General features: G+C 66.5%; 26 protein-coding genes. 14 read left to right on the forward strand and 12 right to left on the reverse strand.

Annotated features, from left to right (window positions below):
* Positions 1–12 precede the first annotated feature (12 nt).
* A complete protein-coding gene (locus ETR14_RS01415; RefSeq protein WP_129383022.1) occupies positions 13–1,071 on the reverse strand; it encodes a glycoside hydrolase family 43 protein in 1,059 nt (352 codons plus the stop codon).
* Between the two features lie 127 nt (positions 1,072–1,198).
* Between ETR14_RS01415 and ETR14_RS01420 the strand changes: the two genes are divergently transcribed.
* From ETR14_RS01420 to ETR14_RS01445, 6 genes are all read left to right on the forward strand, one after another.
* Positions 1,199–2,338 (forward strand): aldose epimerase family protein, encoded by a 1,140-nt coding sequence (locus tag ETR14_RS01420; protein ID WP_129383023.1) that lies wholly within the window; start codon positions 1,199–1,201, stop codon positions 2,336–2,338.
* A 31-nt stretch (positions 2,339–2,369) separates the two neighbouring features.
* Positions 2,370–3,575, forward strand: coding sequence for a cellulase family glycosylhydrolase (locus ETR14_RS01425; RefSeq protein ID WP_243455714.1), 1,206 nt, complete (start codon positions 2,370–2,372; stop codon positions 3,573–3,575).
* A 252-nt stretch (positions 3,576–3,827) separates the two neighbouring features.
* Positions 3,828–6,887, forward strand: a complete 3,060-nt coding sequence (locus ETR14_RS01430) for a TonB-dependent receptor (protein WP_129383024.1) — start codon at positions 3,828–3,830, stop codon at positions 6,885–6,887.
* 79 nt (positions 6,888–6,966) lie between these two features.
* Positions 6,967–8,511 carry a tryptophan halogenase family protein gene (locus tag ETR14_RS01435; RefSeq protein ID WP_129383025.1) on the forward strand — a complete coding sequence of 515 codons (1,545 nt, stop codon included), beginning with the start codon at positions 6,967–6,969 and terminating at the stop codon, positions 8,509–8,511.
* Positions 8,508–10,022: a tryptophan halogenase family protein gene (locus ETR14_RS01440; protein ID WP_129383026.1), complete on the forward strand. Its 1,515-nt coding sequence runs from the start codon at positions 8,508–8,510 to the stop codon at positions 10,020–10,022. Before ETR14_RS01435 ends, ETR14_RS01440 begins: the two co-directional genes overlap by 4 nt.
* Positions 10,023–10,045: 23 nt before the next feature.
* Positions 10,046–11,281, forward strand: coding sequence for a glycoside hydrolase family 27 protein (locus ETR14_RS01445; RefSeq protein WP_129383027.1), 1,236 nt, complete (start codon positions 10,046–10,048; stop codon positions 11,279–11,281).
* A 5-nt stretch (positions 11,282–11,286) separates the two neighbouring features.
* On the opposite strand, the gene ETR14_RS01450 is transcribed toward ETR14_RS01445, so the two are convergent.
* From ETR14_RS01450 to ETR14_RS01490, 9 genes are all read right to left on the reverse strand, one after another.
* Entirely contained in the window at positions 11,287–12,408 is a 1,122-nt protein-coding gene (locus tag ETR14_RS01450) for an ankyrin repeat domain-containing protein (RefSeq protein ID WP_206185938.1), read from the reverse strand.
* Between the two features lie 44 nt (positions 12,409–12,452).
* The gene (locus ETR14_RS01455) at positions 12,453–12,635 is read right to left on the reverse strand and encodes a hypothetical protein (RefSeq protein WP_129383029.1); all 183 of its coding nucleotides are present in this window, start codon (positions 12,633–12,635) and stop codon (positions 12,453–12,455) included.
* Positions 12,636–12,751: 116 nt separating this feature from the next.
* The gene (locus tag ETR14_RS01460; protein ID WP_129383030.1) at positions 12,752–13,156 is read right to left on the reverse strand and encodes a DUF1801 domain-containing protein; all 405 of its coding nucleotides are present in this window, start codon (positions 13,154–13,156) and stop codon (positions 12,752–12,754) included.
* Positions 13,157–13,174: 18 nt separating this feature from the next.
* Positions 13,175–13,633, reverse strand: a complete 459-nt coding sequence (locus ETR14_RS01465) for a DUF1801 domain-containing protein (RefSeq protein ID WP_243455715.1) — start codon at positions 13,631–13,633, stop codon at positions 13,175–13,177.
* Between the two features lie 2 nt (positions 13,634–13,635).
* Complete coding sequence (locus tag ETR14_RS01470) at positions 13,636–13,863, reverse strand: hypothetical protein (protein ID WP_129383031.1); 228 nt, start codon at positions 13,861–13,863, stop codon at positions 13,636–13,638.
* Positions 13,864–13,924: 61 nt separating this feature from the next.
* Positions 13,925–14,335, reverse strand: coding sequence for an SRPBCC domain-containing protein (locus ETR14_RS01475; RefSeq protein WP_129383032.1), 411 nt, complete (start codon positions 14,333–14,335; stop codon positions 13,925–13,927).
* Complete coding sequence (locus ETR14_RS01480) at positions 14,332–14,655, reverse strand: helix-turn-helix transcriptional regulator (RefSeq protein WP_129383033.1); 324 nt, start codon at positions 14,653–14,655, stop codon at positions 14,332–14,334. Before ETR14_RS01480 ends, ETR14_RS01475 begins: the two co-directional genes overlap by 4 nt.
* 47 nt (positions 14,656–14,702) lie before the next feature.
* The gene (gene aac(3) / locus ETR14_RS01485; RefSeq protein ID WP_129383034.1) at positions 14,703–15,551 is read right to left on the reverse strand and encodes an aminoglycoside 3-N-acetyltransferase; all 849 of its coding nucleotides are present in this window, start codon (positions 15,549–15,551) and stop codon (positions 14,703–14,705) included.
* 16 nt (positions 15,552–15,567) lie between these two features.
* A complete protein-coding gene (locus tag ETR14_RS01490) occupies positions 15,568–16,278 on the reverse strand; it encodes a FadR/GntR family transcriptional regulator (protein ID WP_129383035.1) in 711 nt (236 codons plus the stop codon).
* Positions 16,279–16,500: 222 nt separating this feature from the next.
* Between ETR14_RS01490 and ETR14_RS01495 the strand changes: the two genes are divergently transcribed.
* Positions 16,501–18,132: a sodium/sugar symporter gene (locus tag ETR14_RS01495; protein WP_129383036.1), complete on the forward strand. Its 1,632-nt coding sequence runs from the start codon at positions 16,501–16,503 to the stop codon at positions 18,130–18,132.
* 30 nt (positions 18,133–18,162) lie between these two features.
* On the opposite strand, the gene ETR14_RS01500 is transcribed toward ETR14_RS01495, so the two are convergent.
* Positions 18,163–18,366 carry a hypothetical protein gene (locus ETR14_RS01500; RefSeq protein WP_129383037.1) on the reverse strand — a complete coding sequence of 68 codons (204 nt, stop codon included), beginning with the start codon at positions 18,364–18,366 and terminating at the stop codon, positions 18,163–18,165.
* Between the two features lie 120 nt (positions 18,367–18,486).
* On the opposite strand from ETR14_RS01500, the gene rph reads away from it, so the two are divergent.
* The 3 genes from rph (at position 18,487) to hemW (ending at position 21,232) form a co-directional block, all read left to right on the forward strand.
* On the forward strand, positions 18,487–19,203 hold the full coding sequence (gene rph, locus ETR14_RS01505) for a ribonuclease PH (RefSeq protein ID WP_129383038.1): 717 nt from the start codon (positions 18,487–18,489) through the stop codon (positions 19,201–19,203).
* Positions 19,200–19,847, forward strand: a complete 648-nt coding sequence (gene rdgB / locus ETR14_RS01510) for an RdgB/HAM1 family non-canonical purine NTP pyrophosphatase (RefSeq protein WP_129383039.1) — start codon at positions 19,200–19,202, stop codon at positions 19,845–19,847. The genes rph and rdgB overlap by 4 nt, the downstream gene beginning before the upstream one ends.
* Before the next feature lie 278 nt (positions 19,848–20,125).
* Positions 20,126–21,232, forward strand: a complete 1,107-nt coding sequence (gene hemW, locus ETR14_RS01515; RefSeq protein ID WP_243455966.1) for a radical SAM family heme chaperone HemW — start codon at positions 20,126–20,128, stop codon at positions 21,230–21,232.
* Between the two features lie 10 nt (positions 21,233–21,242).
* On the opposite strand, the gene ETR14_RS01520 is transcribed toward hemW, so the two are convergent.
* Positions 21,243–22,442, reverse strand: coding sequence for a penicillin-binding protein activator (locus tag ETR14_RS01520; protein ID WP_129383041.1), 1,200 nt, complete (start codon positions 22,440–22,442; stop codon positions 21,243–21,245).
* A gap of 13 nt (positions 22,443–22,455) precedes the next feature.
* On the opposite strand from ETR14_RS01520, the gene rsmI reads away from it, so the two are divergent.
* The 4 genes from rsmI to ETR14_RS01540 are packed head-to-tail and all read left to right on the forward strand — an operon-like array spanning position 22,456 to position 25,669.
* A complete protein-coding gene (rsmI, locus tag ETR14_RS01525; RefSeq protein WP_129391154.1) occupies positions 22,456–23,286 on the forward strand; it encodes a 16S rRNA (cytidine(1402)-2'-O)-methyltransferase in 831 nt (276 codons plus the stop codon).
* Entirely contained in the window at positions 23,283–23,633 is a 351-nt protein-coding gene (locus ETR14_RS01530) for a YraN family protein (RefSeq protein ID WP_129383042.1), read from the forward strand. Before rsmI ends, ETR14_RS01530 begins: the two co-directional genes overlap by 4 nt.
* Before the next feature lie 30 nt (positions 23,634–23,663).
* The gene (locus tag ETR14_RS01535; protein ID WP_129383043.1) at positions 23,664–24,518 is read left to right on the forward strand and encodes an alpha/beta fold hydrolase; all 855 of its coding nucleotides are present in this window, start codon (positions 23,664–23,666) and stop codon (positions 24,516–24,518) included.
* Complete coding sequence (locus tag ETR14_RS01540; RefSeq protein WP_129383044.1) at positions 24,515–25,669, forward strand: FAD-binding oxidoreductase; 1,155 nt, start codon at positions 24,515–24,517, stop codon at positions 25,667–25,669. The genes ETR14_RS01535 and ETR14_RS01540 overlap by 4 nt, the downstream gene beginning before the upstream one ends.
* The last annotated feature ends 91 nt before the right edge of the window (positions 25,670–25,760 follow it).

The following is a 25,760-nucleotide window of genomic DNA, read 5'->3' on the forward strand; positions in this document are numbered from 1 at the left end:
CCGGGCGCAGCCTCAATCCGGTTCGACCGGTTTGAGGCTGGCTCCGATCTGCGGCTTCGCACCGCTCCAGCCAAGCGGTGCGACATAGATCTGGCGCTTGTCGTCGAGCTTTCGGCAGCCCGGCGTCGCCGCCCAGGCATGGAACGCGATGAATCGCCGCCCCGCCGCCTCGAACACCGCCTGGTGACCGGGACCGCTGAGACAGCCGACCTCGCGGCTGTTGAAGCTGTACAGCAACGGATTGTCGCCGGCGTCGCTGCACGGGCCGAGCGCACCCTCGCAGGTCGCGTAGCCGATCGCGTAGGAGGACAGGCGCTGCCGTTCGTGCCAGCCGAAGTCGCTGGCCGAGAACAACATCGTGTAGCCCGAAGGACCGCGCACCATGGTCGGTGCTTCGACCACCCGCCCCTCCCAGGGCGCATCGTTGCTGAGCAGGGCCACCGGTTCCCCTTCGAGGTGCAGGCCGTCCGCGCTGAGATGCTGGCCCCAGATCTGCGCCGGCTTGTTCGCGGCGGGATTGTTGCCGTCATTCTTGAAGTAGAGGATAAGGCTGCCGTCGGCGTCGCGGAACGGGCTGGCGTCGATCGTGCCGCCGAGCGCGAACTGGCACACCAGGGGATCCGGCGCCGAAGAGACGAAAGGACCGAGCGGATCGGCGGCGCTTGCCGCGCCGACGCATTGCAGGCCGCTCTTGCGATGCCGTGCGGTGAAATAGAGGACGTAAGCGCCATTCGTCTCGAGCACTTCGGGCGCCCAGGTCGCGCCTTCCTTCGCCCAGCCGGGAAGCACCGGCATCGCGTCGCGCGGCTTGGCGGGCCTCGCCGGATCGGGGGCAAGTGCCCAGGTCCGAAGATCGGTGGAAAGCGCTACCTGGACGTTGATCCCGGCTTCGCCGTCATTGGTCGCATAGGCGATGAACCGGCTCGGCTGCACGAGCACGAACGGATCGGCGAAATCGCGCGCGAACACCGGTGCGAACAGCGGCTCCCGGGCGGCCGCTGGCGCAGACGCGGCGCAGAGACCGATCGCAGCCGCCCCGCCGAGCAGACGCAGCGGAAAATGGCGCTTCATGAAATTCTCCCGCCAAGTGCCGGAACCGGAGCCCCGGAGCAGCGCTTCTGGTTGTTGAGCCGCGCAATATATCATACGTATTCGCGCAACGAAAAGCCGGACGACCGGCACGGGGAGAGGAAGATCGATGAAAAAGACGCTGATGGCGATGGGCCTGCTTGGAACCGCTGCGGCGGTCACGACGCCGGCCGAAGCGGCGAGCGTGTCGCGTGCGCCGTTCGGGCAGATGCCGGACGGGGCGGCGGTTGAGGCGATCACCCTCACCAACGCGTCCGGCATGCAGGCGCGGATCATCAGCTACGGCGCTGCCCTCCAGTCGCTGCTGGTGCCCGATCGCCACGAGGAACTGGCCGACGTCACTTTGGGCTATCCGACGATGGCCGGCTATCTTGCCAAGGGCGAGTTCTTCGGTGCCACCGTCGGCCGGGTCGCCAACCGCATTGCCGGCGGCAAGTTCACGCTCGACGGCAAGGTGTACCAGACTCCGCTCAACGACGGGCCCAACGCGCTCCACGGCGGCAGCAAGGGCTTCGACAAGGTCAATTGGAAGGTGGTCGAGGTCAAGGACGGCCCCACCGCAAGCGTCACCCTGCGCTACGTCAGCCCGCATCTCGATCAGGGCTATCCTGGCCAGCTCACCGTCACCGCCACCTACACGCTGGACGAACAGAACGTGCTCGGCGTCGACTATCGCGCGACGACCGATCGCCCGACCGTCATCAACCTCTCCAACCACGCTTACTGGAACCTCGCCGGCGAAGGCTCGCCGGAAGGGGCGATGGGCCACATCCTCACCATCCCCGCCGAACATTTCACCCCGGTCAACGCCACCCTGATCCCGACCGGTGAATTCCGCCCCGTCGCCGGCACCATCTTCGACTTCCGCCGCCCGACCCGGATCGGCAAGCGTGTCCGCACCAGCGAGGAGCAGATCCTGTTCGGCAAGGGCTATGACCACAATTGGGTGGTCGCCCGCGACCTTTCCCGCGAGCCGCGCCTGCTCGCGCGGGTCGAGGAGCCGAAATCAGGCCGGGTCATGCACGTCTTCTCCAACCAGCCCGGCATCCAATTCTATTCGGGCAATTTCCTCGACGGCACCATCGTCGGCAAATCCGGCCGCCTCTACCGCCAGGGCGATGCGATCGTGCTCGAACCGCAGATGTTCCCCGACACGCCCAACCAGCCCGCCTTCGGATCGGTGCGCCTCAACCCCGGCCAGACCTACCGGAACACCATCCAGTTCCGCTTCTCCACCGTCGGCCGATGAGCCCCTGCTCTCAGTTGCAAGGAACAGCACGATGACGCTCCGCCTTCTTCTTGCGGCCAGCCTGCTCGCCGCGCCCATGCCGATCCTGGCGCAGACAGCTGCACCGGCCGCAATCGCGCCGAGTGCGCTCTATCTCACCGCCGCCGATGCGGTGCGCGGCAATCCGGCGCGCTGGAGCCGGGAGAAAGCGCGGCGCTGGTATGCCGACCAGCCGTGGATCACGGGGGCCAATTACGCCAATGCGAGTTCGATCAACCAGCTCGACATGTGGCAGGCGGCGACCTGGAACCCGACGGAGATCGACAGGGAGCTCGGCTGGGCGAAGCAGTTCGGCATGAACACCATGCGCGTCTACCTGCACGATCTCGCCTATGAACAGGATCCGGAGGGCTTCAAACGCCGGCTCGGCGAATTCCTTGCGATCGCCGCCCGTCACGGCATCAGGCCGATGCTCGTCCTGTTCGACAGCTGCTGGGATCCGGATCCGGTGATCGGCCCGCAGCACCGGCCGATCCCCGGAGTCCACAATAGCGGATGGGTGCAAAGCCCCGGCCGACGCGACCTGATCGATCCCGCGCAGGATGCCGGGTTCCGGCGCTATGTCGAGGATGTCGTCGGCACCTTCGGCAAGGACGACCGCGTGCTCGCCTGGGATCTTTGGAACGAACCCGACAATCCCGGCGGCGGCATGTACAATGACGATCAGCTCGCCGAGGAGCGCGGGCGCATCGAACAGTTGCTGCCGCAGATCTTCGCCTGGGCGCGCGCCCAGAAGCCGCGGCAGCCGCTGACCAGCGGGGTATGGATCGGCCCGGACTGGTCGCCCGGCGCGCCGCAGCTCACCCCGATCCAGCGCATCCAGCTCGCCGAATCCGATGTCGTCACCTTCCACAATTACGAATGGCCGGAGAGCTTCGAAGCCAGGATCGCGCAGCTTCGCCCTTATGGCCGTCCGCTGATCTGCACCGAATGGATGGCGCGCAGCGCCGGTTCGACCGTCGACACGATCCTGCCGATCGCCCGGCGCGAGAATATCGGGATGATCAACTGGGGCTTCGTCCAAGGCGAGATCCAGACGCATCTGCCCTGGGACAGCTGGGAACGCCCCTATACGCTGCAGGAGCCGGTCGCCTGGTTCCACGATCTCCTGAGGCCGGACGGCACGCCCTACCGCCCGCGTGAGGCCGAGATCTTCCGCGAACAGCGCAAGGCGCGGCCGCGGACGGGCGCCCGCTGACAGACTCACCGGGAAGAAGCGGCCTCAGTATCACGGCCCGACTGGTCGGCGGCGTCTTCTATTTGCTCAGATCGTTGACCGCACGGGCAGGCAGCGCGTCAACGATGTACGCATGCTTTACCCCCTCCCCGAACCTCTTCATCGCCACCGCTGTAACCGGTTTCTGAGCCGCCAATTGGCACCGTTGACACACCCCTTATGTCGGACATATCGAATTAAATAAGATAATTATGTTTCGCATGGGAGAGGAACGTGGACAATCGAAAGCTTCTGCTAGGGGGTACCTCGTTCGTCGCCCTGGCCGCGTTGAGCCTCGGTGCGCCGGCCGCTGCGCAGCAGGGTCCGGCGCCGGTCGGACCTGCGGGCATCCCCGCCAACACCTCTGAGGCCGCTGGGGGAGACCCGCTCTCGGCCGGTGACGCCGCTTCCCAGAACGACGCCGGACAGACTGCGACCGACGGGTCCGGCGACGAGATCGTCGTCACCGCGCGCCGGCAGGCGCTGCAGAACGCTACCGAGCGCAAGCGCAATTCGGACACCATCATCGACTCGGTCGTGGCCGACGACGCCGGCAAGCTTCCGGACAATTCGATCACCGAAGTCCTCCAGCGCGTGCCCGGCGTTTCGATCGTTCGCTTCGCCTCGCTTGGCGATCCCGACCGCTTCTCGGTCGAAGGCTCCGGAATCCAGGTGCGCGGCCTCTCCAACGTGCTCGCCACCCTGAACGGCCGCGAGATCTTCGGCGCCAATGGCGGCGGTGGCATCAGCTGGGGCGAAGTCACGCCGGAGCTGATGGCGGCGGTCGACGTCTACAAGGCGAGCACCGCGGACCGGATCGAGGGCGGCATCGGCGGCGCCGTCGATCTGCGCACCAAGATGCCGTTCGATTTCAAGGAGTTCACCGTCTCCGGGACTGCCCAGGCCGGCTATGGCGACGCGTCCGAAAAGGCTTCGTTCGGCGGCTCGCTGCTCATCTCCAACACCTTCGACACGGGCATCGGCCGGATCGGCGTGCTGCTCGACGTCGCCTTCAACAAATTGCGTTCGAAGAGCTCCTTCATCCGCGCTGAGCCTTATTATCCACGCTATATCGGCGGCCAGCTTCGCTACATTCCCGGCGGCTTCGACTACGGCCAGGAGAATTTCGAGCGTCGCCGCAAGGGCTTCTACGGCGCCGTGCAGTGGGAGCCGGCCGACAATCTGCGCTTCTTTCACACCACCTTCATCAGCAATTATCGAAGCGATCGCACGGAGACCGGCGTGTTCGCGGTGCCGAGCAACACCGATGCGAGCCTGATCCCCACGCCGTCGAGCGATGCACGCTACGATTCGAACGGAGTCCTGATCAGTGCGTCCAACCTGATCCCCTCGTCCCAGGCGAACTACACGCTGGGATCGATCACCGGATCGGCGACCGCGTCCAATCAGGAGAACGAGACCCGCGATTTCAGCCAGGGTTTCACCTGGGATCTGACCCGGAATCTGCGCCTCAACGGCGCGCTGCAATTCGTCGAATCCTATTCGAACTCCAATGCGTTCGGATCCTCGGTCGGATCGACGATGTCGTCCTTCGCGTTCGACGCTTCGGGCGGCCTTCCCGAATTCAGCGCGACTCCGGCGACGTCGTTCGACGATCGCGCCGGCTACATTTGGCAGAGCTTCTCGTTCAATCCGGACCGCAACCGAGCCAAGGAAACCGCCGCCAACCTCGACCTCGCCTGGGCGGTGGGAGACGAGAGCAACTTCCTGCGCCGGATCGAGGTGGGCGCCCGCTATGCCAACCGGCGCGAGCGCGACAACCAGATCGGCACCTATTGGGCGCCGCTCGGCCGCGACTGGAACGGTTCGCCGCAGCGGACGCTCGCCGACGGCACCGCATCGGACGCCGAGTTCGAAGGCTTCTCCAACTTCTTCAAGGGCGACGTGTCGGTCCCGACCGGCTTCTTCATCCCCAGCCAAACGATGCTGCAAAGCTTCGACCCGATCTACATCCAGACGGCGTACGGCTACGATACCGGCGCCAATCCGACCGGGCCCAATCCGATCGGAAAGCAGGACCGCGCCGGCCTGATCAATACGCGGCTGCGCAACAAGGCGGCCTACATCCAGGCGCGCTTCGGCGGTGAAGGCCCGATCCGATACGACGGCAATATCGGCCTCCGCGTCGTCGACATCGATCTTGACGGCTCCGGCCGCGAAGTGACCAGCTATCCGAGCTTCTACTTCAGCCAGGCCGAAGCCAATGCCGATCTGGCCGACGGCGTCGCCAACAATGCGGTGGCGGCGGTGAGCACCGACACGACCCGGTCGGCGAGCAACTCGTTCACCCGCTTCCTGCCGTCGTTCAACCTCAGCCTGCGGCCGAGCGACAATGTGGTGGTGCGGATCGGCGTCACTCGGACGATGTCGCTGCCGGATTTCTACTCGCTGCGTGCGACCCAGACGATCGGCATCAACACCGCCGACAATGCGAATAACGGCGCCACCAGCTACGCCCCGATCTTCAACGGCTTCACCGCGACCCGGGGCAATCCGGAGCTGAAGCCGACCATGTCGCTGAACCTCGATCTCAGCGCGGAATATTATCAGGGCAACAGCTTCAACGCGCACGTCGCCTTGTTCCGCAAGATCCTCAAGGATCAGATCCTGTTCGGCACCACGTTGCGGCCTTATTCACAGACCTTCACACGTCCCGACGGCACCACCTTCACCGCCGACAGCGTCGTCAGCGCCGAGGAGGTGTACAATGCCGACAAGAAGTCGTTCGTCACCGGCGTCGAGATCGGCGGGCGCAAGTTCTTCGATATGCTGCCGGAGCCGTTCAACGGCCTCGGCATCGAGGCGAATTACACCTATATCGACAGCAAGTCGCCGTCGGCACTGGCCCGCGACATCAACGGCCAGGAGATGACCGGAATTCCGATCGTCGGCCTTTCGAAGCACAATGTGAACGCGCAACTGCTGTACGAGCGCGAGCCGCTGTCGATCCGCGTCGCGTATTCGTGGCGCAGCAAATATCTGCAGACCACCAACGGCAACGGCACGACGTCGACCTATACCGCCTTCGATGCGAACGGCGTCGGCACGTCGGTGCGCGCGTCCCTCCCCGTCTACGCAGACGCTTATGGGCAGCTCGACGCGGGCATAACCTTCTCGATCACGCCCAAGCTGCGCGTGTTCGTGCAAGGCACGAACCTCACTAACGCCGTGACGAAGACGCTGATGGCGGGCTATCCCGGCAACTCCACTCTGGTGCGCAGCTGGTTCCTGTCGGACCGCAGGGTTGAAGGCGGCATCAACTTCAGCTTCTGATCGCTCGGCATATGAAGGACGGGACCGCACCGAATGACGGGATTCGGCTGCGTTCCCACCGGCTTCGGGAGGGCATGACGTGACCAAGGAGGTGATCGTCGTCGGCGGCGGTACCGCCGGGTGGGTCACGGCCGCCTACCTCGCCAAGCGGCTGAACGCCGCCTCGCAGGGCGGCATCCGGCTCACCGTTATCGAATCCCCGGACATTCCGGTGATCGGCGTCGGCGAGGGCAGTTTCCCGAGCATCCGCAAGACGCTGAGCGCGATCGACATCGACGAAGCCGACCTCATCCGCGAGGCCAATGCGACGTTCAAGCAGGGGATACGCTTTGCCGACTGGCGGGCGCCCGGTCCGGACGGCCCGCACCATTATTTCCATCCGTTCCAAATCAGCGACCAGAGCGACGGCCTCGACCTCCTGCCCTACTGGCTGATGGGTGCCGCAGGCGATGCGGCTTGGGCGGAGGTCAACACGGTCCAGAAGAGCGCTGCGGATGCGTGCCTGGCGCCCAAGCTTCCCGGCCATCCGCCGTTCGCAGGGCCGCTGACCTACGCTTATCATTTCGACGCGGTGCTGCTCGGACGCCTGCTGCGCAAGCGCGCCGTTGCGCTCGGCGCGCGGCACGTCGAGGATAAGGTAACCGGAGTCGAACTGGGGGAGGACGGCAGCATCGCGGCGCTCCTCTGCCGCGAGGGCGGCCGCGTGGCCGCGGATCTCTACGTCGACTGTACCGGTTTCCGCGCACAGCTGATCGGCGAGGCCCTCGGCATTCCGTTCCACTCGCGGCGGGGCGAATTGTTCGTCGATAGCGCGGTCGCGCTGCAGGTGCCCTACGAACAGCCCGGCGGCCCGATCGCATCGCAGACCATCGCCACCGCGCGCAGTGCGGGTTGGATCTGGGACATCGGCCTGCACGAACGACGGGGCACCGGCTACGTCTATTCCTCGGCCTACACCGACGACGAGGCGGCGTTACGCACGCTCCGCGCCTATGTCGGGCCGGGAGCCGATGCGATCGAACCGCGCCTGCTCGAGTTCGAGGCGGGTTATCGTCAAATCCAGTGGCACAAGAACTGCGTCGCGATCGGGCTTTCAAGCGGCTTCATCGAGCCGCTCGAAGCGACCGGCATCGGCTTTGCCGAGATCGCGGCGTTGATGCTGGTCAATCTCTTCCCCTGGGGCGGCGACCAGGAGGTCAGCGCGCGCCAATTCAACGCGATCATGGTCAAACGCTACGATCACGTCGTCGATTTTATCAAGCTCCATTACTGCCTGAGCGATCGCGCAGACAGCGCCTTCTGGATCGACAATCGCGATCCCGCCACCTGGTCGGACGGCCTCAGCGAGCGGCTCGAGCGCTGGCGCTATCGAGCGCCGGATTTCATCGACGTCGATCTGAACCACGACATCTTTCTCGCCGCCAACTGGCAATATGTTCTCTACGGGATGGGCTACAAAAGCGACCTCGGCGCACAGGCGGGTGCCTTCCGCTATCATGCGGAAGCCAGGCGCGCCTTTGCCGACATTCGCGCGCAGCAGGCCAACGCACAGCGGCTTCTGCCTAGCCACCGCGCTCTGATCGAGCAGGCGCGGCGTCCCGATTTCCGGTTCCCGAAGCGATGAGCGGGCCGATCGAAACCGTGATCATCGTCGGCGGCGGCACCGCCGGCTGGATGACCGCCGCCGCGATGGCGCGCCTGCTCGGCCGCACCGTCTCCATCAAGCTGGTCGAATCCGATGCGATCGGCACCGTCGGCGTCGGCGAGGCGACGATCCCGACGATCCGGGACTTCAACCGGCTGCTCGGCATCGACGAGGACGATTTCGTTCGACGCACCCAGGGCAGCTTCAAGCTCGGCATCGAGTTCGTCGACTGGCTGCGGCTCGGCCACCGCTACATCCATCCGTTCGGAACGATCGGCCGCGACACGCAGACCGTCCGCTTCTCCCAATTGTGGCTGAAGCTGGTTCAGCAGGAGGATAGCGAGAACGCCGACCCGCTCGGCGCCTTTAGCGCGTCGACCCTTGCCGCCGAAATGGGCAGGTTCGGACGACCCGAAACGAGCCCGAACCACCCGCTCTCTACCCTCGCCTACGCCTTCCACTTCGATGCCGCTCTCTATGCGCGCTATTTGCGGGGCTGGAGCGAAGATCGCGGCGTCGAGCGGATCGAAGGCAGGATTATCTCGGTCGAACGGGATCCGGAGAACGGTTTCATCCGCACGCTGCACCTCGAAGACGGCAGCATGCTGTCCGGCGACCTGTTCGTCGACTGCAGCGGCTTCCGTTCGCTGCTGCTCGGCGAGACGTTGCACGAGCCGTTCGTCGACTGGTCGCATTGGCTTCCCTGCGACCGCGCCATCGCCCTCCCCTGCACCCCGGCGGGTGCATTGCTCCCATATACCCGCTCGACCGCCGATGGGGCCGGCTGGCGCTGGCGGATCCCGCTCCAGCACCGGACCGGCAACGGCTACGTCTACAGCAGCGCGCACCTGACGGACGACGACGCGCACCGACGGCTGCTGGAAACGCTCGACGGCGCGCCGGCCGGCGAGCCGCGACGCTTGCGCTTCCTGGCGGGGCATCGCCGCAAGCTGTGGCATGGCAACGTGGTTGCGGTCGGGCTGTCGGGCGGCTTTCTCGAGCCGCTCGAATCGACCAGCATCCACCTCATCCAGACCGCGATCTCACGGCTGATGCTGCTCTTCCCCGACAAGGACATGGACGTGGCCGAGCGTGACGAGTTCAACCGGCAGAGCGCGCTCGAATATGCGCAGATCCGCGACTTCCTGATCCTGCATTATCATGCGACCGAGCGGCGCGACACGTCCTTCTGGTCCGACTGCGCCGCGATGACGCTTCCCGACAGCCTCCGGGAAAAGCTGGATCTGTTCCGATCCAAGGGCCGGGTCTTTCGCAGCGGGGACGAGCTGTTTTCCGAAGACAGCTGGCTTTCGGTGCTGATCGGACAGGGCGTGCGGCCGCGCGGCCACGACCCCGTCGCAGACACGATCGACCCCGACGCGTTGCGCGGCCAGATGAACGGACTGCGCGAGGCGCTTCGCCGTGCGGTCGAGACGCTGCCGAGCCATGCCGAATTCGTCGCGCGCTGCTGCGCCGCGACGCAGACCTGACGCCTAGAACCCCGGAGTAACCGATGACCTCGAAGATCGTGCTTCACGCGCTCGCCGCCGCAGCCTGCCTGCTGCCGGCCCTCACGCCCGTCCTGGCCCAGGAGGTGCTCGATCCCGATCCGAACACGCTCGCGCCTTCGAAGGACCCGAAACGGCAGCATAACGGCCTTGCCCAGACCCCGCCGATGGGCTGGAACAGCTGGAACAAGTTCGCCTGCAACGTCAACGAGAAGGTGATCCGCGACACCGCCGACGCAATCGCCGCCAACGGCATGAAAGAGGCCGGCTACCACTATATCGTGATCGACGATTGCTGGCATGGCGAGCGCAATGCCGACGGCTTCATCACCGAGGATCGCACCCGCTTCCCCTCCGGCCTCAAGGCGCTCGGGGACTACATCCATTCCAAGGGGCTGAAGTTCGGCATCTATTCGGATGCCGGCAGCAAGACCTGTGGAGGCCGTCCCGGCAGCCAGGGCCACGAATATCAGGATGCGCTGCAATATGCACGCTGGGGCGTCGACTATCTGAAATATGATTGGTGTTCGACGGGGGTACGCAATGCCGAGGAGGCTTATGCCCTGATGGCCGACGCGCTCAAGGCGAGCGGCCGGCCGATTCTGTTCTCGCTGTGCGAATGGGGAAATTCGAAGCCGTGGCTGTGGGCCTCGAAGATCGGCAACATGTGGCGGACCACCGGCGACATCACCGACAAGTGGCAGGGCAAGTACAATTATTCGTGGGGCGTCGCCTCGATCGTCGACATGAACGAGCCGCTCTGGCCCTATGCGGGACCGGGCCACTGGAACGACCCGGACATGCTCGAAGTCGGCAATGGCGGCCTCACCGACGTCGAATATCGCGCCCATTTCTCGCTCTGGGCGATGATGGCGGCACCGCTCATCGCCGGCAACGACGTCGCCAACATGGATGACGCGACCCGGGCGATCCTGCTGAACCGGGAGGTCATCGCGGTCGACCAGGACCGGCTCGGCAAGCAGGGACATCGCGTCGCCAAGGATGGCACAAGCGAAACCTGGTCGAAGCCGATGGCCGATGGCGGCCGCACCCTGCTCTTCTGGAATCGCGGCGAGACACCGGCGCGGATCGAAGCGACCTGGGAGCAACTCGGCCTGCCCCGCAGCCTTTCGCTCCGCGTCCGCGATCTGTGGGCGCACAAGGATCTCGGCCGAAGGAAGGGCAGCTACGCCGCCGAGGTGGCGCCGCACGGCGTGGCGATGGTGCGGCTGCAGCCCTGATCCGTTCAGCGCCGGTAGTCGGGCGCCGGCGATGGGATCGGGTGCGGGTTGAGCACAACCCATGCCACCGCCAGCTTACACAGTTCGGCGGCATTGCCACGCCGCGCCTTGAGCTCCGCCACCAGCGCGCGCGTCTTTGCCAGCTCGTTCGCGGGTAGCGCCTGGGCCGGCCCCACATGGCCGAGAAACGCGTCAGCCATCTTCTTGTAGTCGGCGTCCCAGTTGACGCCGCCGTTGCGCTCGAGCTCATCGCTGATGCGGCCGGAAATGCGGATCACCTCCCCTTGGACGGTCGCGGCCGCGCCGCTCGAAGGAACGAGCAATTTCCACAATTCTTGGTGCTGAGCCTGCCAGCCGGCGGCTCCGGCCACGATCGGGGCTCTGCCGTCGTGCATGGTGCGCCGCGCCACCGGGGCGACATCGAACAATGCGTAGAGCCCATCCAGGGCATGACTTGCGGCTTCAACGCTGTCGGGATCGAAGTTCGCACGATGAAATTCGAAGTTCGTACCGATCCGCTGCACCAGTGCCTGCATCTCCGGGGTTACTGCGGAGATCTGCTTCCCGCCTTTGCCCAACAGACGTCCCAGAAAGGGTCTCGGCTTCTCCGCTCTACCCGCTGTGGCACCAAGCAGAAGCTCGGCGATGGCAGCGACCCTCTCGATCGTCGCATTGCTGCAATTCTGAAGCGCAACGAGGAGCGGAGTCTTTCCGGAACGGTCCACAGCATCGGGATCGGCAGCATGGGCGAGAAGGATCTGCACCGTCCCAACATGCCCGGCTGCTGCAGCACGGTGCAGCGGGGTGCCCCGTCCTCCCGCGTCATGGTTCACGTCGGCTCCGAGTTCGATCAGAAGCTCGACACCTCCCCTCCAGTCACCCGAACGCGAATGGAGCGGCGTGTCGCCACGGCTGTCGGGTGCCGCCAGGTCGGCGCCCTGCTCGACAAGCCAGCGCGCGAGTGCGTCCGGGCAGGCGCTGTAGGCCAAAGCCGTCTGCTTGAACACGCCGCCGCGCGCATCGAGCTCACATAGGTCGAAGACGCGCTTGAGCGCTTCAAGGTCGCCGGCGGCGAGTTGGTCTTCGAAATCCTTGGGAAGCGTCTTCCGCTTGGCTTTGGCCATCATCGAACCCCTTTTGCGCTGCGGTGCCGCGGACGCGGCGAGGAAACTCAGCCACGCTCCAATTCGGCGAGCACGACGTCATGGGCTCGCATCGGCAGCGTAAACGCGGCGCTGCCGTCCCGCTTTACCTCGACAATGTGGACAAGCGGCGCATCTTTGGTCACCGCCCGAAGCTGTTGCAGTTGCCCCGGCGACAGCTTCTCCGGCCGACCCATCTCCAGATAGGCCATTTAGGCATCTTCTCGCGATACCGCCGCAATCGCCACATCTCTCATATGCACCATCGCCCCACCCTGAACACCAGCAGGGATCGCGTAGCGCGATCAGGCGCGCCTGGAAACGGACCTCACCTCTTCTTTGCGCGCCCCGCGGTGTTGAGCGCCACGGCAGTCCGGATCAGCGCCTTCAGCGCCTCCCCGTCGATCGCCTCGCCTTCGCGCACGTCAATCGCGCGCCGGGCGTTTCCTTCCAGGCTGGCGTTGAACAGCCCGGCCGGATCGTCGAGCGCGGCGCCCTTCATGAAGGTGAGCTTCACCACCAGCTTGTAGGTTTCGCCGGTGCAGACGATGCCGTCATGGCTCCACACGGGAACGCCGCGCCATTTCCATTCCTCGACGATACCGGGATCCGCTTCGTGGATGAGGGCGCGCAGCCGCGCGAGCATCTTGCCGCGCCAGTCGCCGAGTTCGGCGATGCGCGCGTCGATCCGTTCCGACGGACTTGGTCCTTCCTGCACGTCGATGTCGGTCATGACTTTCCTCCTTGTGGTTCAGGGGATCCATCCGGGCAGCGCCGCTGCCTGCTCGATCCAGCGCCTCAGCAGAGCCTCGTCGAGCGGTTCGTTCTCGTGGATATCGAGATAGCGGGTGTCCGGTGTCTTGGACTCACCGGGCGGCGGCGGATCGAGCGACATGCCCTTGAAGAAGGTGACCTTCACGTAGCGATTGAAGCAGTGAAAGCCGAGGAACCAGCTCTTGCCGTCGGTACCGTAAAGCGGCGTGTTCCATTTGACTGCCTTGCGAACGCCCGGGACCGTGCGCACGATCAGGGCGTCCAGCCGCCGCCCGACATCCTGTTTCCAGCCGGGCATCGCGTCGAGATAGGCGGCCACCGGCGCATCGCCGTCGCCCTTGGGAATCTGCGGATTGCCGCCCGAAAGCAGAACGGGCCCATCCGCCGCCGATCCATTGGCCCGGCGCATCGGTGCTTTCGGCGTGTCGCTCGGCACCTTTATTCCCCGGCGCCGGCGCGATGCGGGCGGCGCCAGGCAGACGTGTAAGGAAGTGCGAACAGGTACAGGCCGCTCAGCATCAGCAGGATCAGCGGAAACAGAGCCATCAGACCGACCCAGACCGGCGGCTGCCTCCAGGGCAGGAACGACAGGTTGGCGATGACGGCCAGGGTGAACGCGATCGAGAGCCAGCGGTGAAGTTGGCGAAGCGACTTGTTCCAGTTCATTGCAACCTCCCTTTGTGCGAACAGCCAGGTGTGCGGTGCCGGCGGATCGTGCCCGATCGTTTCACTCCGGTCGATCGAGCACCTGCTCCAGATTGCCGAAGAATTTCTGCCAGCCGAACTTCGCACCGGCGAAGGCCTGCTGCTGATCGGGACGGAAACCGACCTGCTCCATGCGCAGGTGCGTGCCCGATGCGATCGGGGTCAGCGTCCAGGTGACCACGCTCTCCAGCCCCATGGCGTCCCAGGTGTAGGACAGGCGGCTGCCCGGCTCGATCTCGAGCACCCGGCAATCGACCGAGCCCCAATCGCCGCTGAGCGTGAAACGCTGGTCCACCACCGGCGCGAAATCGGTCTTCATCAGCCATTCCTGGATGAGGTGCGGCTGCGTCAAAGCGCGCCAGATCCTTTCCGGCGGATGTGCGAGATCCCGCTCGACGACGACGGAGCGGGTCTCGCTTGTGCTATCGGTCATTGATCCATCCTTTTCAGCAGATCTTCCAGATCGTCGAACTTGCTTTCCCAAAAGCCGGTCATCTCGCTGGTCCAGTCGAGCAAAGGCGCCAAGGCACCGCGCTGGGCCGAGTAATGGGTCTGCCGTCCCTCGTGGCGGTCGCTTACCAGGCCGGACTGCTTCAGGATCGCGAGATGCTTGGAGACCGCCGGCTGGGATACGCCGGCTTCTCGGGTCAGGGCGCCGACGGTCTGCTCTCCCGTCCGGCACAGCCGTTCGAAGATCGCGCGCCGGGTGGGGTCGGCAAGCGTCCTGAAGAGGATGTCGTGGGCGTCGGACATCGGAATCGAACAACTCCGCCGGTTTCGCCTAATTCATAACCAGCGAGTTATTGGTTGTCAATTCCTGTCGTTCCGGCGCCGTGCCGCCACCCTCGCCCGCAGGTCCGCTCCAGCCAGTCGATGGCGAACGCGCAGATTGCCCGCGCGTCCACGAGCAACGATGGCGCATCGCCGACGGCGCCTTGCCGGCCCTGCCCCGTGGCAACGAAGGCGCGCACGACGTCTTCGAAATACTCCTCCGCCAGACCGTCGACGATCGGCGACCCGGTGTCGAACTCCTCGACGAAGCGCCAGCGGACGCCGGCGGCCGTCGCGAACGGCACCTCGGTCCGCTTCATCCTCTTTCCAGGGATGTGCGCCAGATGCTCGGCATGATGAAGCAAGGTCATCGTTTCCCAGGGCGCGCCGATCATCAGCACCTTGCCGCCCACCCCGACAAGCCGGGCCAGAGGCGAATTCTCGCCATAGCCATAGTCGATCGGGTGATCGTCGGTGAACGCTTCCGCACGTGCGCCGAGCGCGGCAACCGACGCGCCGGGATTACCGCTGCGCCGGGCTCCCGGCGTCGTGCGCAGGAACTCCGGCAGAACGCCGTTGTCGCGGATCGCCCGGGAGCGTTCCGAATCGAATGGCGGCACGTGCTCTCGCCACGCCTCCGGCACCCGGCCGGAGTCGTCGAGCAGATCCTCGTAGGCAGCGTCCCAGTCGGTGTAGACCAGGATGGTTCCGGAGGCCGCGACCGCATCGGACAAAGCGCCGATCAGCGCATCGGGGCCGCCGAGCAGCGGCCCACATCGTCCGACCGCGGCGTGGACCATGACGGAGTCTCCCGCGTCGATGCCGATCGCGCGCAGATCCGCGGCGAGCGACGCCCGGGTGTGGAAGGTCGTGTTCAAGACGGGTTGGCCGTGGTCATTGGCGATCGCGACGCTCGGCCTCGGCGACCAAGGTCATCACGTCGGTGATGATCTCGTGCATCGCCGCCTGGGCGGCCTCAGCATCCCTTGCCTCGATCGCGGCAAGCACGTCGTAATGCGCGGGCAGGCTCGCGGTTCGCCCCTTGAAGCGGTTGGTGAAGTGGATCGAGGTGCGCAAGGCCGTCTCCACGACGTCCCGAAACTGGGTGTAGAAGGGATTGGCCGAGGCTTCGAGCACCGCGACGTGAAAGGCGATATCGGCATCGAGAGGATCGTCGGCCCCGGTCTCTGCCGCTTCCATCCGGCGATAGCCCGCGCGCAACGCCCCGACGGCCTCGGCGCCCGCCCAGCGCGCGGCGAGCGCAGCCGCGGCAGGTTCGATGGCGATGCGCAATTCGCTGAACTGGCGCAGCAGCTCGAGCGAGAATTTACGCTCGAGCAGCCAGCGCAGCACGTCTGGATCGAACAGATTCCAGGCGGAGGCCGGCTGGACCGACGTTCCCTTGCGCGGCTTCGCGGTCAGCAGCCCCTTGGCGGTCAGCATCTTCACCGCCTCCCGGGTGACCGAGCGGCTGACCTGGTGCTCGTCGGCGAGCTCGGCCTCGGTGGGAAAGCGGATGTCATCATAGCGGCCGACGACGATCGCCTTGCCGAGCGCGTCGAGCATTCCGAACGTCAAATTACGCGGCGGCTCTGCGCCCATCATGTCTTCCCCTAAACCAAGCCGGCGTCGCAACGAGAGCGCGCCACCTGCGCGCAATCGCCGACTGGACACGGCCGATTAATCCTATAATTCCACACGCCGTGACGGCAACATTGCCGCACACAGTTTCGACACACCCGAGTCCCGCGGCGGTGGAAAGCCCGCCGGGGATCGGGACCATCCGACGCGGAGCCAATCCGCGCGGATTTCGCGGGAGGACCGGACGTGCACCTTGCCACTATCGATATCGTCGTCGTGGTCGCCTACGCGATCGGCATCTTCCTGCTCGCGCAATATGTCAGCCGCGAAAAAGCGGGGCACGAAAAGGACACGTCCGACTATTTCCTGGCGTCGAAGTCGCTGCCATGGTGGGCGATCGGCGCGTCGCTGATCGCCGCCAACATCTCGGCCGAGCAGATCGTCGGCATGTCGGGATCGGGCTACGTGATCGGTCTCGCGATCGCCTCCTACGAGTGGATGGCGGCACTCACCCTGCTGATCGTCGGCAAGTTCTTCCTGCCCATCTTCCTGCGCAACGGCATCTACACGATGCCCCAGTTCCTGGAGCAGCGCTTCGGCCGCAACATCAGGACGTTGATGGCCCTCTTCTGGCTGGCCCTCTACGTGTTCGTGAACCTGACCTCGATCATCTGGCTCGGCTCGATTGCGGTCAACCGCGTCGCCGGCGTCAACCAGGACGTCGCCATCTTCGCCCTGGGCGCCTTCGCTCTGCTGTATCAGCTGAAGGGCGGTCTCAAGGCCGTTGCGCTGACCGACATCGTCCAGGTCACCTTGCTGGTGATGGGCGGCCTGCTCGTATCCGGCATCACCCTGAACGAGATCGGCGGGGAGGCCGGGATCGTCGGCGGCTTCTCGACCCTGCTCCAGCGCCTGCCCGAGCATTTCGACATGATCCTCTCGCCCGACAGCCCGCACTACAAGGAGCTGCCGGGTATCTCGGTGCTGATCGGCGGCATGTGGATCGCCAACCTCAGCTACTGGGGCTTCAATCAATATATCATCCAGCGCGCGCTTGCCGCCAAGAACATCCAGGAAGCGCAGAAGGGCGTCGTCTTCGCCGCCTACTTGAAGCTGCTGATGCCGTTGATCGTGGTCGTGCCCGGCATCGCCGCCGTGATCCTGGCACCCGGCCTCGAAAAGCCCGACCAGGCCTATCCGACCATGCTGAGCTACCTGCCGGCAGGCATTCTCGGCCTCGTCTTCTCGGCGCTGGTGGCGGCGATCATCGCCTCGACCGCATCGAAGATCAATTCGATCGCGACCATCTTCACCCTCGATCTCTACGCCAAGTTCAAGCGCGCGCCGGGCGTGCCGGTCCCGGAAGGCGACATCGCCGATGCCGCCGCCAGCACCAAGGATCCGGCGCAGGCGAAGCGCGAGCGTGAGCTCGTCCTCGTCGGCCGCATCGCTGCGGCTGTGTCGGTTGTCATCGCGGTGCTGGTCGCGCGCCCCCTGCTCGGCAAATCCGACCAGGCCTTCCAGTTTATCCAGGAATTCACCGGCTTCTTCACGCCGGGCATCGTCGTCATGTTCATGCTCGGCCTGTTCTGGAAGCGCGCCACCGAGGGCGGCGCCATCGCCGCTGCGGTCGCATCGGTGGTGCTGTCGTGGCTCGGCAAGGTGGCGGTTCCCGATCTGCCTTTCATGGATCGGATGGGCCTGGTCTTCCTTGCTTCGCTCGCACTGGCGGTGGTTGTGTCGCTGCTCACCCCGCATCGCGCCGACAAGAACATCATCGTCACTCGGGACGTCAGCTACGCGACGACCCCCTCGTTCAACATCGCCAGCCTCGGCGTGATCGTCATCCTGGTCGCTCTGTACGCGACCTATTGGTAAGCGCCGATCCGCCCCGAGCGCGGAGCAAAGCTAGACCCCGTTCACGTCCGCGAGCCCGTTGGCGCCGTCGGTCACGCCATTGTCGGTGAGATCCGCACCCGGCGCGCCGGTGGCGCCGAATGGGTCCTCGGAAATGGCGTTGGCGTCCGCCGCCGAGTTTTCGGAACCGCCATTGTCGCCGCAGGCGGCAAGCGCGAGACCTGCGGCGAGGAAGATGTGCTTGGGTGCGCGCATGACCGTCTCCTGTTGAGGCGAGGACAACATCGGACCTGACGGGTTCGATCCTTCCCGCCCGGGCTGGATTATCTCGCCCCCCGCCGGTAAGGCGCGGCGATCAATCGAGAAAGGACCACCATGCGCCCATCCGGACGCGCGCCCGACCAGATGCGCGAGATCGTCATGGAGGCGGGATTCACCCGTCATGCCGAGGGAAGCTGCCTTATTTCCTTCGGCGACACGCGCGTGCTGTGCACCGCTTCGGTCGAGACAAATCTGCCGCCCTGGCTGCGCGGGAAGGGCAAGGGCTGGGTGACGGCAGAATATGGCATGCTGCCCCGCGCCACCCACACGCGCGGCCGCCGCGAGGCGGCGTCGGGCAAGCAATCCGGCCGCACGCAGGAAATCCAGCGCCTGATCGGCCGCTCGCTGCGCGCTGTGGTCGATCTCGAGAAACTCGGCGAGCGCCAGATTACCCTCGACTGCGACGTCATCCAGGCGGACGGCGGCACCCGGACGGCGGCCATCTCCGGCGCCTGGGTCGCACTCCGCATCGCCATCGACGGAATCATGAAGCAGGGCCTGCTCAATGTCGATCCGATCCGCGACAAGGTCGCGGCGGTGAGCTGCGGCATCTACAACGGCACGGCCGTGCTCGATCTCGATTATGACGAGGATTCAAACGCCGGCGCCGACGGCAATTTCGTGCTGACCGGCAACGGCAACATCGTCGAGGCACAGGCGACGGCGGAAGGCGAGACGTATGACGAGGAAGGGCTGCTCCGGTTGCTTCGTCTCGCCCGCATCGGCTGTACCCAGATATTCGCAGCGCAGGATCGGGCGACCGGACGATGAGAAAGCTCGAGGCCGGGCGACTGGTCATCGCCAGCCACAATCAGGGCAAGGTCCGCGAGATACGCGACCTGCTCGGCCCCTACGGCATCGAACCGGTCTCGGCGGCCGAGCTCGACCTGCCCGAGCCGGAGGAAATCGGCACCACCTTCGTCGACAATGCCGATCTCAAGGCGCGGCAGGCGGCGGATCTCAGCGGTCTGCCCGCGCTCGCCGACGATAGCGGCCTGTGCGTCGAAGCGCTCGGCAACCGCCCCGGCATCTTCTCGGCGCGCTGGGCGCTCGGCGGCGACCCGGCCGTGGCACCGGAAGCCGGCCCCGGCGAAATCACCGGCGACCGCGACTTCAACCGCGCCATGCGCCGAGTCCATGACGAACTGGAGGCGCTCGGGCCCGAGACCGGCAGGAATGCACATTTCGTATGCGCATTGGCAGTGGTGTGGCCGGATGGGCGAAGCGAATGGTTCGAGGGCCGCGTCGACGGCGTTCTGGTCTGGCCGCCACGGGGCGACAAGGGCTTCGGCTACGATGCGATGTTCCAGCCGGCCGGACACGATCTGACGTTCGGCGAAATGGATCCGGACGCGAAGCATGCGATCAGCCATCGCGCCGATGCGTTCAGGAAGCTGGTCGAAGCCTTGCTGTGAGCCGGGTCACGCCTTTCGAGGCTCGGATGCCCGTTTCCGAGGGAACAGCATTAGATCCTCCCCGGCACGGGAAGGGGGACCGCCTGCAAGGCGGTGGAGGGGGTTCGGAGACCCACTCCGAGCGGGGTAATAAGAGCTTCGGAGCGGGTCTCGGCACCCCCTCCACCACCGCCTTGCGGCGGCGGTCCCCCTCCCCGTCCCGGGGAGGATCTTCCGAGCGTGATAGCGGAGCCCGCTTCTCCGACTCCCTTGCGCCTGCAGGCCAGGAAACCCCGCCGCTGGCGCTCTACGTCCATTGGCCGTTCTGCGTCTCGAAATGCCCCTATTGCGACTTCAACAGCCACGTTCGCGAGGCAGTCGATCAAGAGGTCTGGCGCGACGCGCTGCTGCGCGACCTCGCGCATGAGGCGCGCGTCTATCCCGGCCGGGCGCCGCTCGGCTCGATCTTCTTCGGCGGCGGCACGCCGTCGCTGATGCCGCCGGAGACGGTGGCGGCGCTGATCGCGGCGGCCGAGCGGCATTGGGGGTTTGCCGACGGCATCGAGATCACGCTCGAGGCCAATCCGTCCTCCGTCGAGGCGGCACGTTTTGCCGATCTCGCCGCCGCCGGCGTCAACCGCGTCTCGCTCGGCCTGCAGGCGCTCGACGACGAGGTGCTGCGCTTCCTCGGCCGCGCCCACGGCGTCGCGGAGGGTCTCGCTGCCCTCGACACCGCCCAGCGCGTGTTCGAGCGGGTCAGCTTCGACCTGATCTACGCCCGGCCCGGCCAGAGCGCCGACGCGTGGGAGGCGGAACTGCGTCGCGCGCTCGGTTTCGGCACCGGCCACCTCTCGCTCTACCAGTTGACCATTGAACCCGGCACCCGCTTCGCAGCCCTCGCCGCGAAAGGCGAATTGCCGACTCTGGACCCGGACGAGGCGGCGTCGCTCTACGAGATGACCCAGGCGATCACCGGCACCGCCGGCCTCCCCGCCTACGAAGTCTCCAACCACGCGCGGCCCGGCGAGGAGAGCCGGCACAACCTCGCTTACTGGCGTTACAATCCTTATCTCGGCGTCGGCCCGGGTGCCCACGGCCGCCGCGGCCACGCGTCGACTCAGCGTCACAAGAAACCGGAAAACTGGCTGAAAGCGCTCGGACGCAACGGCCATGGCATCGTCGAAGAGGCGGCGCTCAGCGCCGACGACGAAGCGCTCGAGACTCTGCTGATGGGAATAAGGCTGCGCGAGGGCGTGACGCTGGCGCGGATCGAGCGGGCGCTGGATGCCAAGGGTCTAGCGCGGATGGAGCGGCAGGGCTTCGTCGAACGCCGCGACGGGCGACTGTTCGCCAGGTCCGATGGGATGCTGCTGCTGGACGGGATCCTGGCGGAGCTCGCCGCTTAAGCTCGTCCGCTCAGTCGAACTCGCGCGCCGCGGGGGAGACCACCTTGGTTCCGGTTGCAGTGACCTCGCGCACCTCGAGCGCGCGCTCGGCGACGCCGCCGGCGCCGAATCGGAAGGCGCCGTCGATGCCGGTGAAGCCGACACGATCGCGGAGTTCGCCTTCCGGGAACGGCCGGCCGAAGCGCCAGGTCTTGCCGACTCGGACGGCGAGCAGGACCGCGTCATAGCCGAGGCTTGCGAGCCGATAGGGATTGGCGCCGTAGCGCGCCCGGTAGCGGGTGCGTAGCTGCTCGAACATCGCATCCGACGGCGCCGCATACCAGGCGCCCCGCAGGCCCGGAGTCTTGCCGAGATCGGTCTCGGTCGACCAGAGTTCGGTGCCGAGGATTCTTGCGCTGCCGCTCGGGCCGTTGCGCAGGGTCGGTGCCGCGGTGATCGCGGTACGGCCGCTGTCGGCGATCACGATCGCGTCCCACGTCCCTTGCGTGTTGAGCTTGACGATGGCGCTGCGCAGCCCGGGAATGCCGCGATCGAAGCTCTGCATGCCGACCAGACGCCCGCCGCCGCGGTTGACCGCATCGATCATCGCCTGCCCGGCACGACGGCCGTACACTCCCGCCGGAGTCAGGGCCGCGAACCGCTCGACGCCTTCGCTGCGGGCGTAGCGGACCACGCGCGAAATCGACTGTGCCGGCGTGAAGCCCATCAGATAGGTGCCGGCGCCGGCAACGCTGGCATCGTTCGAGAAAGCGACGACAGGAATGCGGGCGCGGGACGCGATCGGCGCAGCCGCGCGCACGTCTTCCGCCAGAAGAGGTCCGAGAAAGAGGCGATTGCCGTCGGCGACGGCCTGATTGGCCGCGGTCTCGGCGCCTTTGGCGGTGTCGTAGACGGTGATCCGGATGCGATCGCCGCCGCTGTCGAGCAAAGCGAGATTGGCGGCGTTGGCGATCGATTGCCCGACTCCGGCATTGCCGCCGGTGAGCGGGACCAGCACGGCGATGCGATGGCGGTCCGCGTCCTGCGGCAGCCCGGTCGTGGTGTCCGGGCCCAACTCGGGCTCTTCGGTTTCCGGCCTGGTCGGCTCGGGCGGACGCCGAGGCCCGGCCGAAGGCACCAACTGACAGGCGGAAAGCGACAGCACGATCAACGATGCGCCAAGCGCGATGAACGACCGCCGCGCTTGCGGCCGGTATGTCTGCTCTGCCATGACCTCGTCCCTCATGCACACGCCCCTCGAACCCGGCCTCTATATCGTCGCGACGCCGATCGGCAATCTTTCCGATCTGAGCCCGCGCGCCGCGGCGACCCTGTCGGCCGCCGATCTGATCGCGGTGGAGGACAGCCGCGTCACCGCCAAATTGCTGAGCCATATCGGCGTGAAGCGGCCGATGGTGCCCTACCATGATCACAATGCCGACCGGGTACGCCCGGAGTTGCTCGCCCGCATGCGGGACGGCGCGGTTGCGCTCGTCTCCGACGCGGGCACGCCGCTCATCTCCGACCCGGGCTACAAGCTGGTGCGCGATGCCCGCGCGGCCGGCATCCCGGTCACCACCATTCCGGGCCCCTCGGCGGTCGTCTCGGCCCTGACGCTCGCCGGCCTGCCGACCGACCGCTTCCTGTTTCTCGGCTTCCTGCCGCCCAAAGGCGGGCCCCGCGCAAGTGCGATCGCCGAAGTGGCGGGCATCCGCGCCACCCTGGTTCTTTACGAAAGCGGCCCGCGGCTCGGATCGATGCTCCAGGCGCTCTACGACGGTCTCGGCGACCGCGAGGCAGCCGTGGTGCGCGAGATCAGCAAGAGATTCGAAGAGACCGCGACCGGCACCTTGTCGGAGCTCGCCGCGCGCTATGCCGACGCCCCGCCGAAGGGCGAGATCGTGATCGTCGTCGGACCGCCGGGCGCTGCCGAACCGGCCGGCGAGGCGGACATCGACGCGGCGCTGCGCGCGGCGATGGCGCAGCTGTCCCCGTCGCGGGCAGCGGCGGAGGTCGCGGAGCAGCTCGGCGTGCCGAAAAGGCTTGCTTACGAACGGGCGCTGAAGCTCAAATGAGCCGGCAGGAGGCGGAGCGCGGCGGCCGGAGGGCCGAGGCCCTGGCCGCCTGGTGGCTTCGCCTGAAATTGTGGACGATCCTCGCCCGGCGGGTGCGCACGCCGCGTGGCGAGATCGATCTGATCGCCCGGCGCGGCAATGTCCTCGCCTTCGTCGAGGTAAAGGCACGCGCCTCCGCCGCCGATGCCGATCTGGCACTCGACGAGTATCGCCTCCGCCGCGTCGCCGCGGCTGCCGAAGCGCTTGCGCCGCTTCACGCCCGTGCCGGCGACATCCTCCGCATCGACGCGATCTTCATCGTGCCGGGCCGATTGCCGCGCCATCTGGAGAATATCTGGCGCGGATGAACATCGGCGGCGGCGCGCCGTTCAGCCGCCATGTGGCACGAACAGACATGCAATCTCGGCAGCGACCGAAGCCTTCACGCCGCCCAGACCGGATCAGGACCCGATCTCGTCCTCATCCACGGCGCCCTCACCACCAGCCACGATTGGCGAACGAGCCCGGTGGCGCAGGCGCTCGCGCCGACGCACCGGGTCACGGCCGTCGATCGACCGGGCCATGGCCGCAGCCGCAGGCGGCGGTTCGAAGGCACGCCGCGCGACCAGGCCGATCAGATTGCGGAAGGGCTGGAACAGCTCGGCATCCGCCGCGCGATCGTCGTCGGGCACAGCTTCGGCGGCCTCGTCACCCTGGCACTGGCCGAGCGTCATCCGGATCTGTTCGCGGCGATGATATTGCTGTCGCCAATCGCCTTTCCGGAGCCGCGGCTGATGGAACAGCTTCTGCTCGCGCCGCGCGCCATACCGCTTGCCGGGCCGGCGCTCTCCCGCTTCGCCGAGGCGATGCGGCTGGATGCGATGGCCTTGCCGCTGTTCCACAAGATCATGTTCCACCCGCAGGACGTCCCCGCCGCATGGCACGAGACCTACCCGTTTGCCGACATCCTCGATCCGCAGGCGCTGGTCTTCGAGGGTGAGGATGCCGCCGCTACCCTGCCGCTTTCGGCCGGAGGCACGATCGCGATCGGCGAAATCCAGATCCCCGCGCAGGTGCTGATCGGCACATCGGACAAGGTCATCGACGAGACGCGCCAGGCGGCTGCGGTCGCCGCGCTCTTGCCCAAGGGGCGGATCGGGCGGATAGAAGGCGGCGGCCATATGATCCATCACACCCATCCCGACAGGATCCTGAGCGCGATCCGCGAAGCGAGCGCGACGCAGCCGGCGTGAGCGACATCCTCGTCATCGGCGGCGGCATCGCCGGCCTGTCGGCAGCCTCTGCGCTTGCGAAACACGCACGCGTGACGATCCTGGAGGGCGAGGACGCGCTCGGCTACCATTCCTCCGGCCGCAGCGTGTCGTTCAGCCATTACGGCATCGGCAATGCGGCGGTGCGCGGCCTCACCGCCTGGAGCCGGACCTTCTACGAACATCAGCCCGATGGCCTTTGCGACACCGCAATCGCCCGTACCGCCCCGTCGCTCTATGTGGCCCGCAAGGCGCAATTGCCTGCTCTCGAGGCTCTGCGCGCCGAAATGGATCGCTTCACCGATGCGATGCGCTGGCTCGATGAAGGCGAGATCCTCGATCTGTGCCCGGTGCTCCGGACCGGACCCAGCGGCGCAGTGAGAGCGATCCTCGATCCGACGAGCCTGAAGCTCGATGCCGATGCCCTCCTCCAGGCCCATGCCCGCGCATTGCGCCGCGCCGGCGGTTCGATCCTGACCGGCCGGCGGATCGCGTCGATCGAGCATCGTGCCGGCCGCTGGCAGGTGACCAGCGAGTCGGGCGAAAGCTGGTCGGCGCCGATCCTGATCAACGCCGCCGGCGCCTGGGGCGATCACCTGGCGGCGCTGGCCGGAGTGCGCCCGATCGGCCTCGCGCCCAAGCGCCGCACGATCATCGTCGTCGATCCCCCGCCGGAACTCGACGTATCGGCCTGGCCCTTCGTCCATACCGCCGCGAGCGATTTCTACATGCTGCCCGAGGCGGGACGGCTGCTGATCTCCCCGGTGGACGAGGTCGAGGACGGACCCGGCGACGCTCAGCCCGAAGACTATGACGTCGCCCTCGCCGCTCACCAGCTGGAGCAATATACCAGCCTGGCGGCCGGCCGGATCGCGCATCGCTGGGCGGGTCTCCGCTCCTTCGTCGCCGATCGCGTTCCGACCGCCGGCTTCGACGACGCGGCACCAGGCTTTTTCTGGCTGGTCGGCCAGGGCGGCTACGGCCTGCAGACCGCGCCCGCCATGGCGGCGATCGTGGAAGCGCTGATCACCGGCGGACGCTGGCCCGAGGGCCTCGGATCGTTCGGAATCGCGCCCTCTGTGGTGACGCCGGGCCGCCTCCGCGGCGGCACCACCACGGCGGAAGCCTCATGAGCCGCGGGACGCGCGAACTTCGTTCAGACCGCGTCCGGGTTCGTGCCTGTAGGTGTTGCATCCTTGCGAGTCGTCGAATGTTTCGGTCGGA

The sequence above is a fragment of the Sphingosinicella sp. BN140058 genome, assembly GCF_004135585.1.
Lineage (GTDB): Bacteria > Pseudomonadota > Alphaproteobacteria > Sphingomonadales > Sphingomonadaceae > Allosphingosinicella.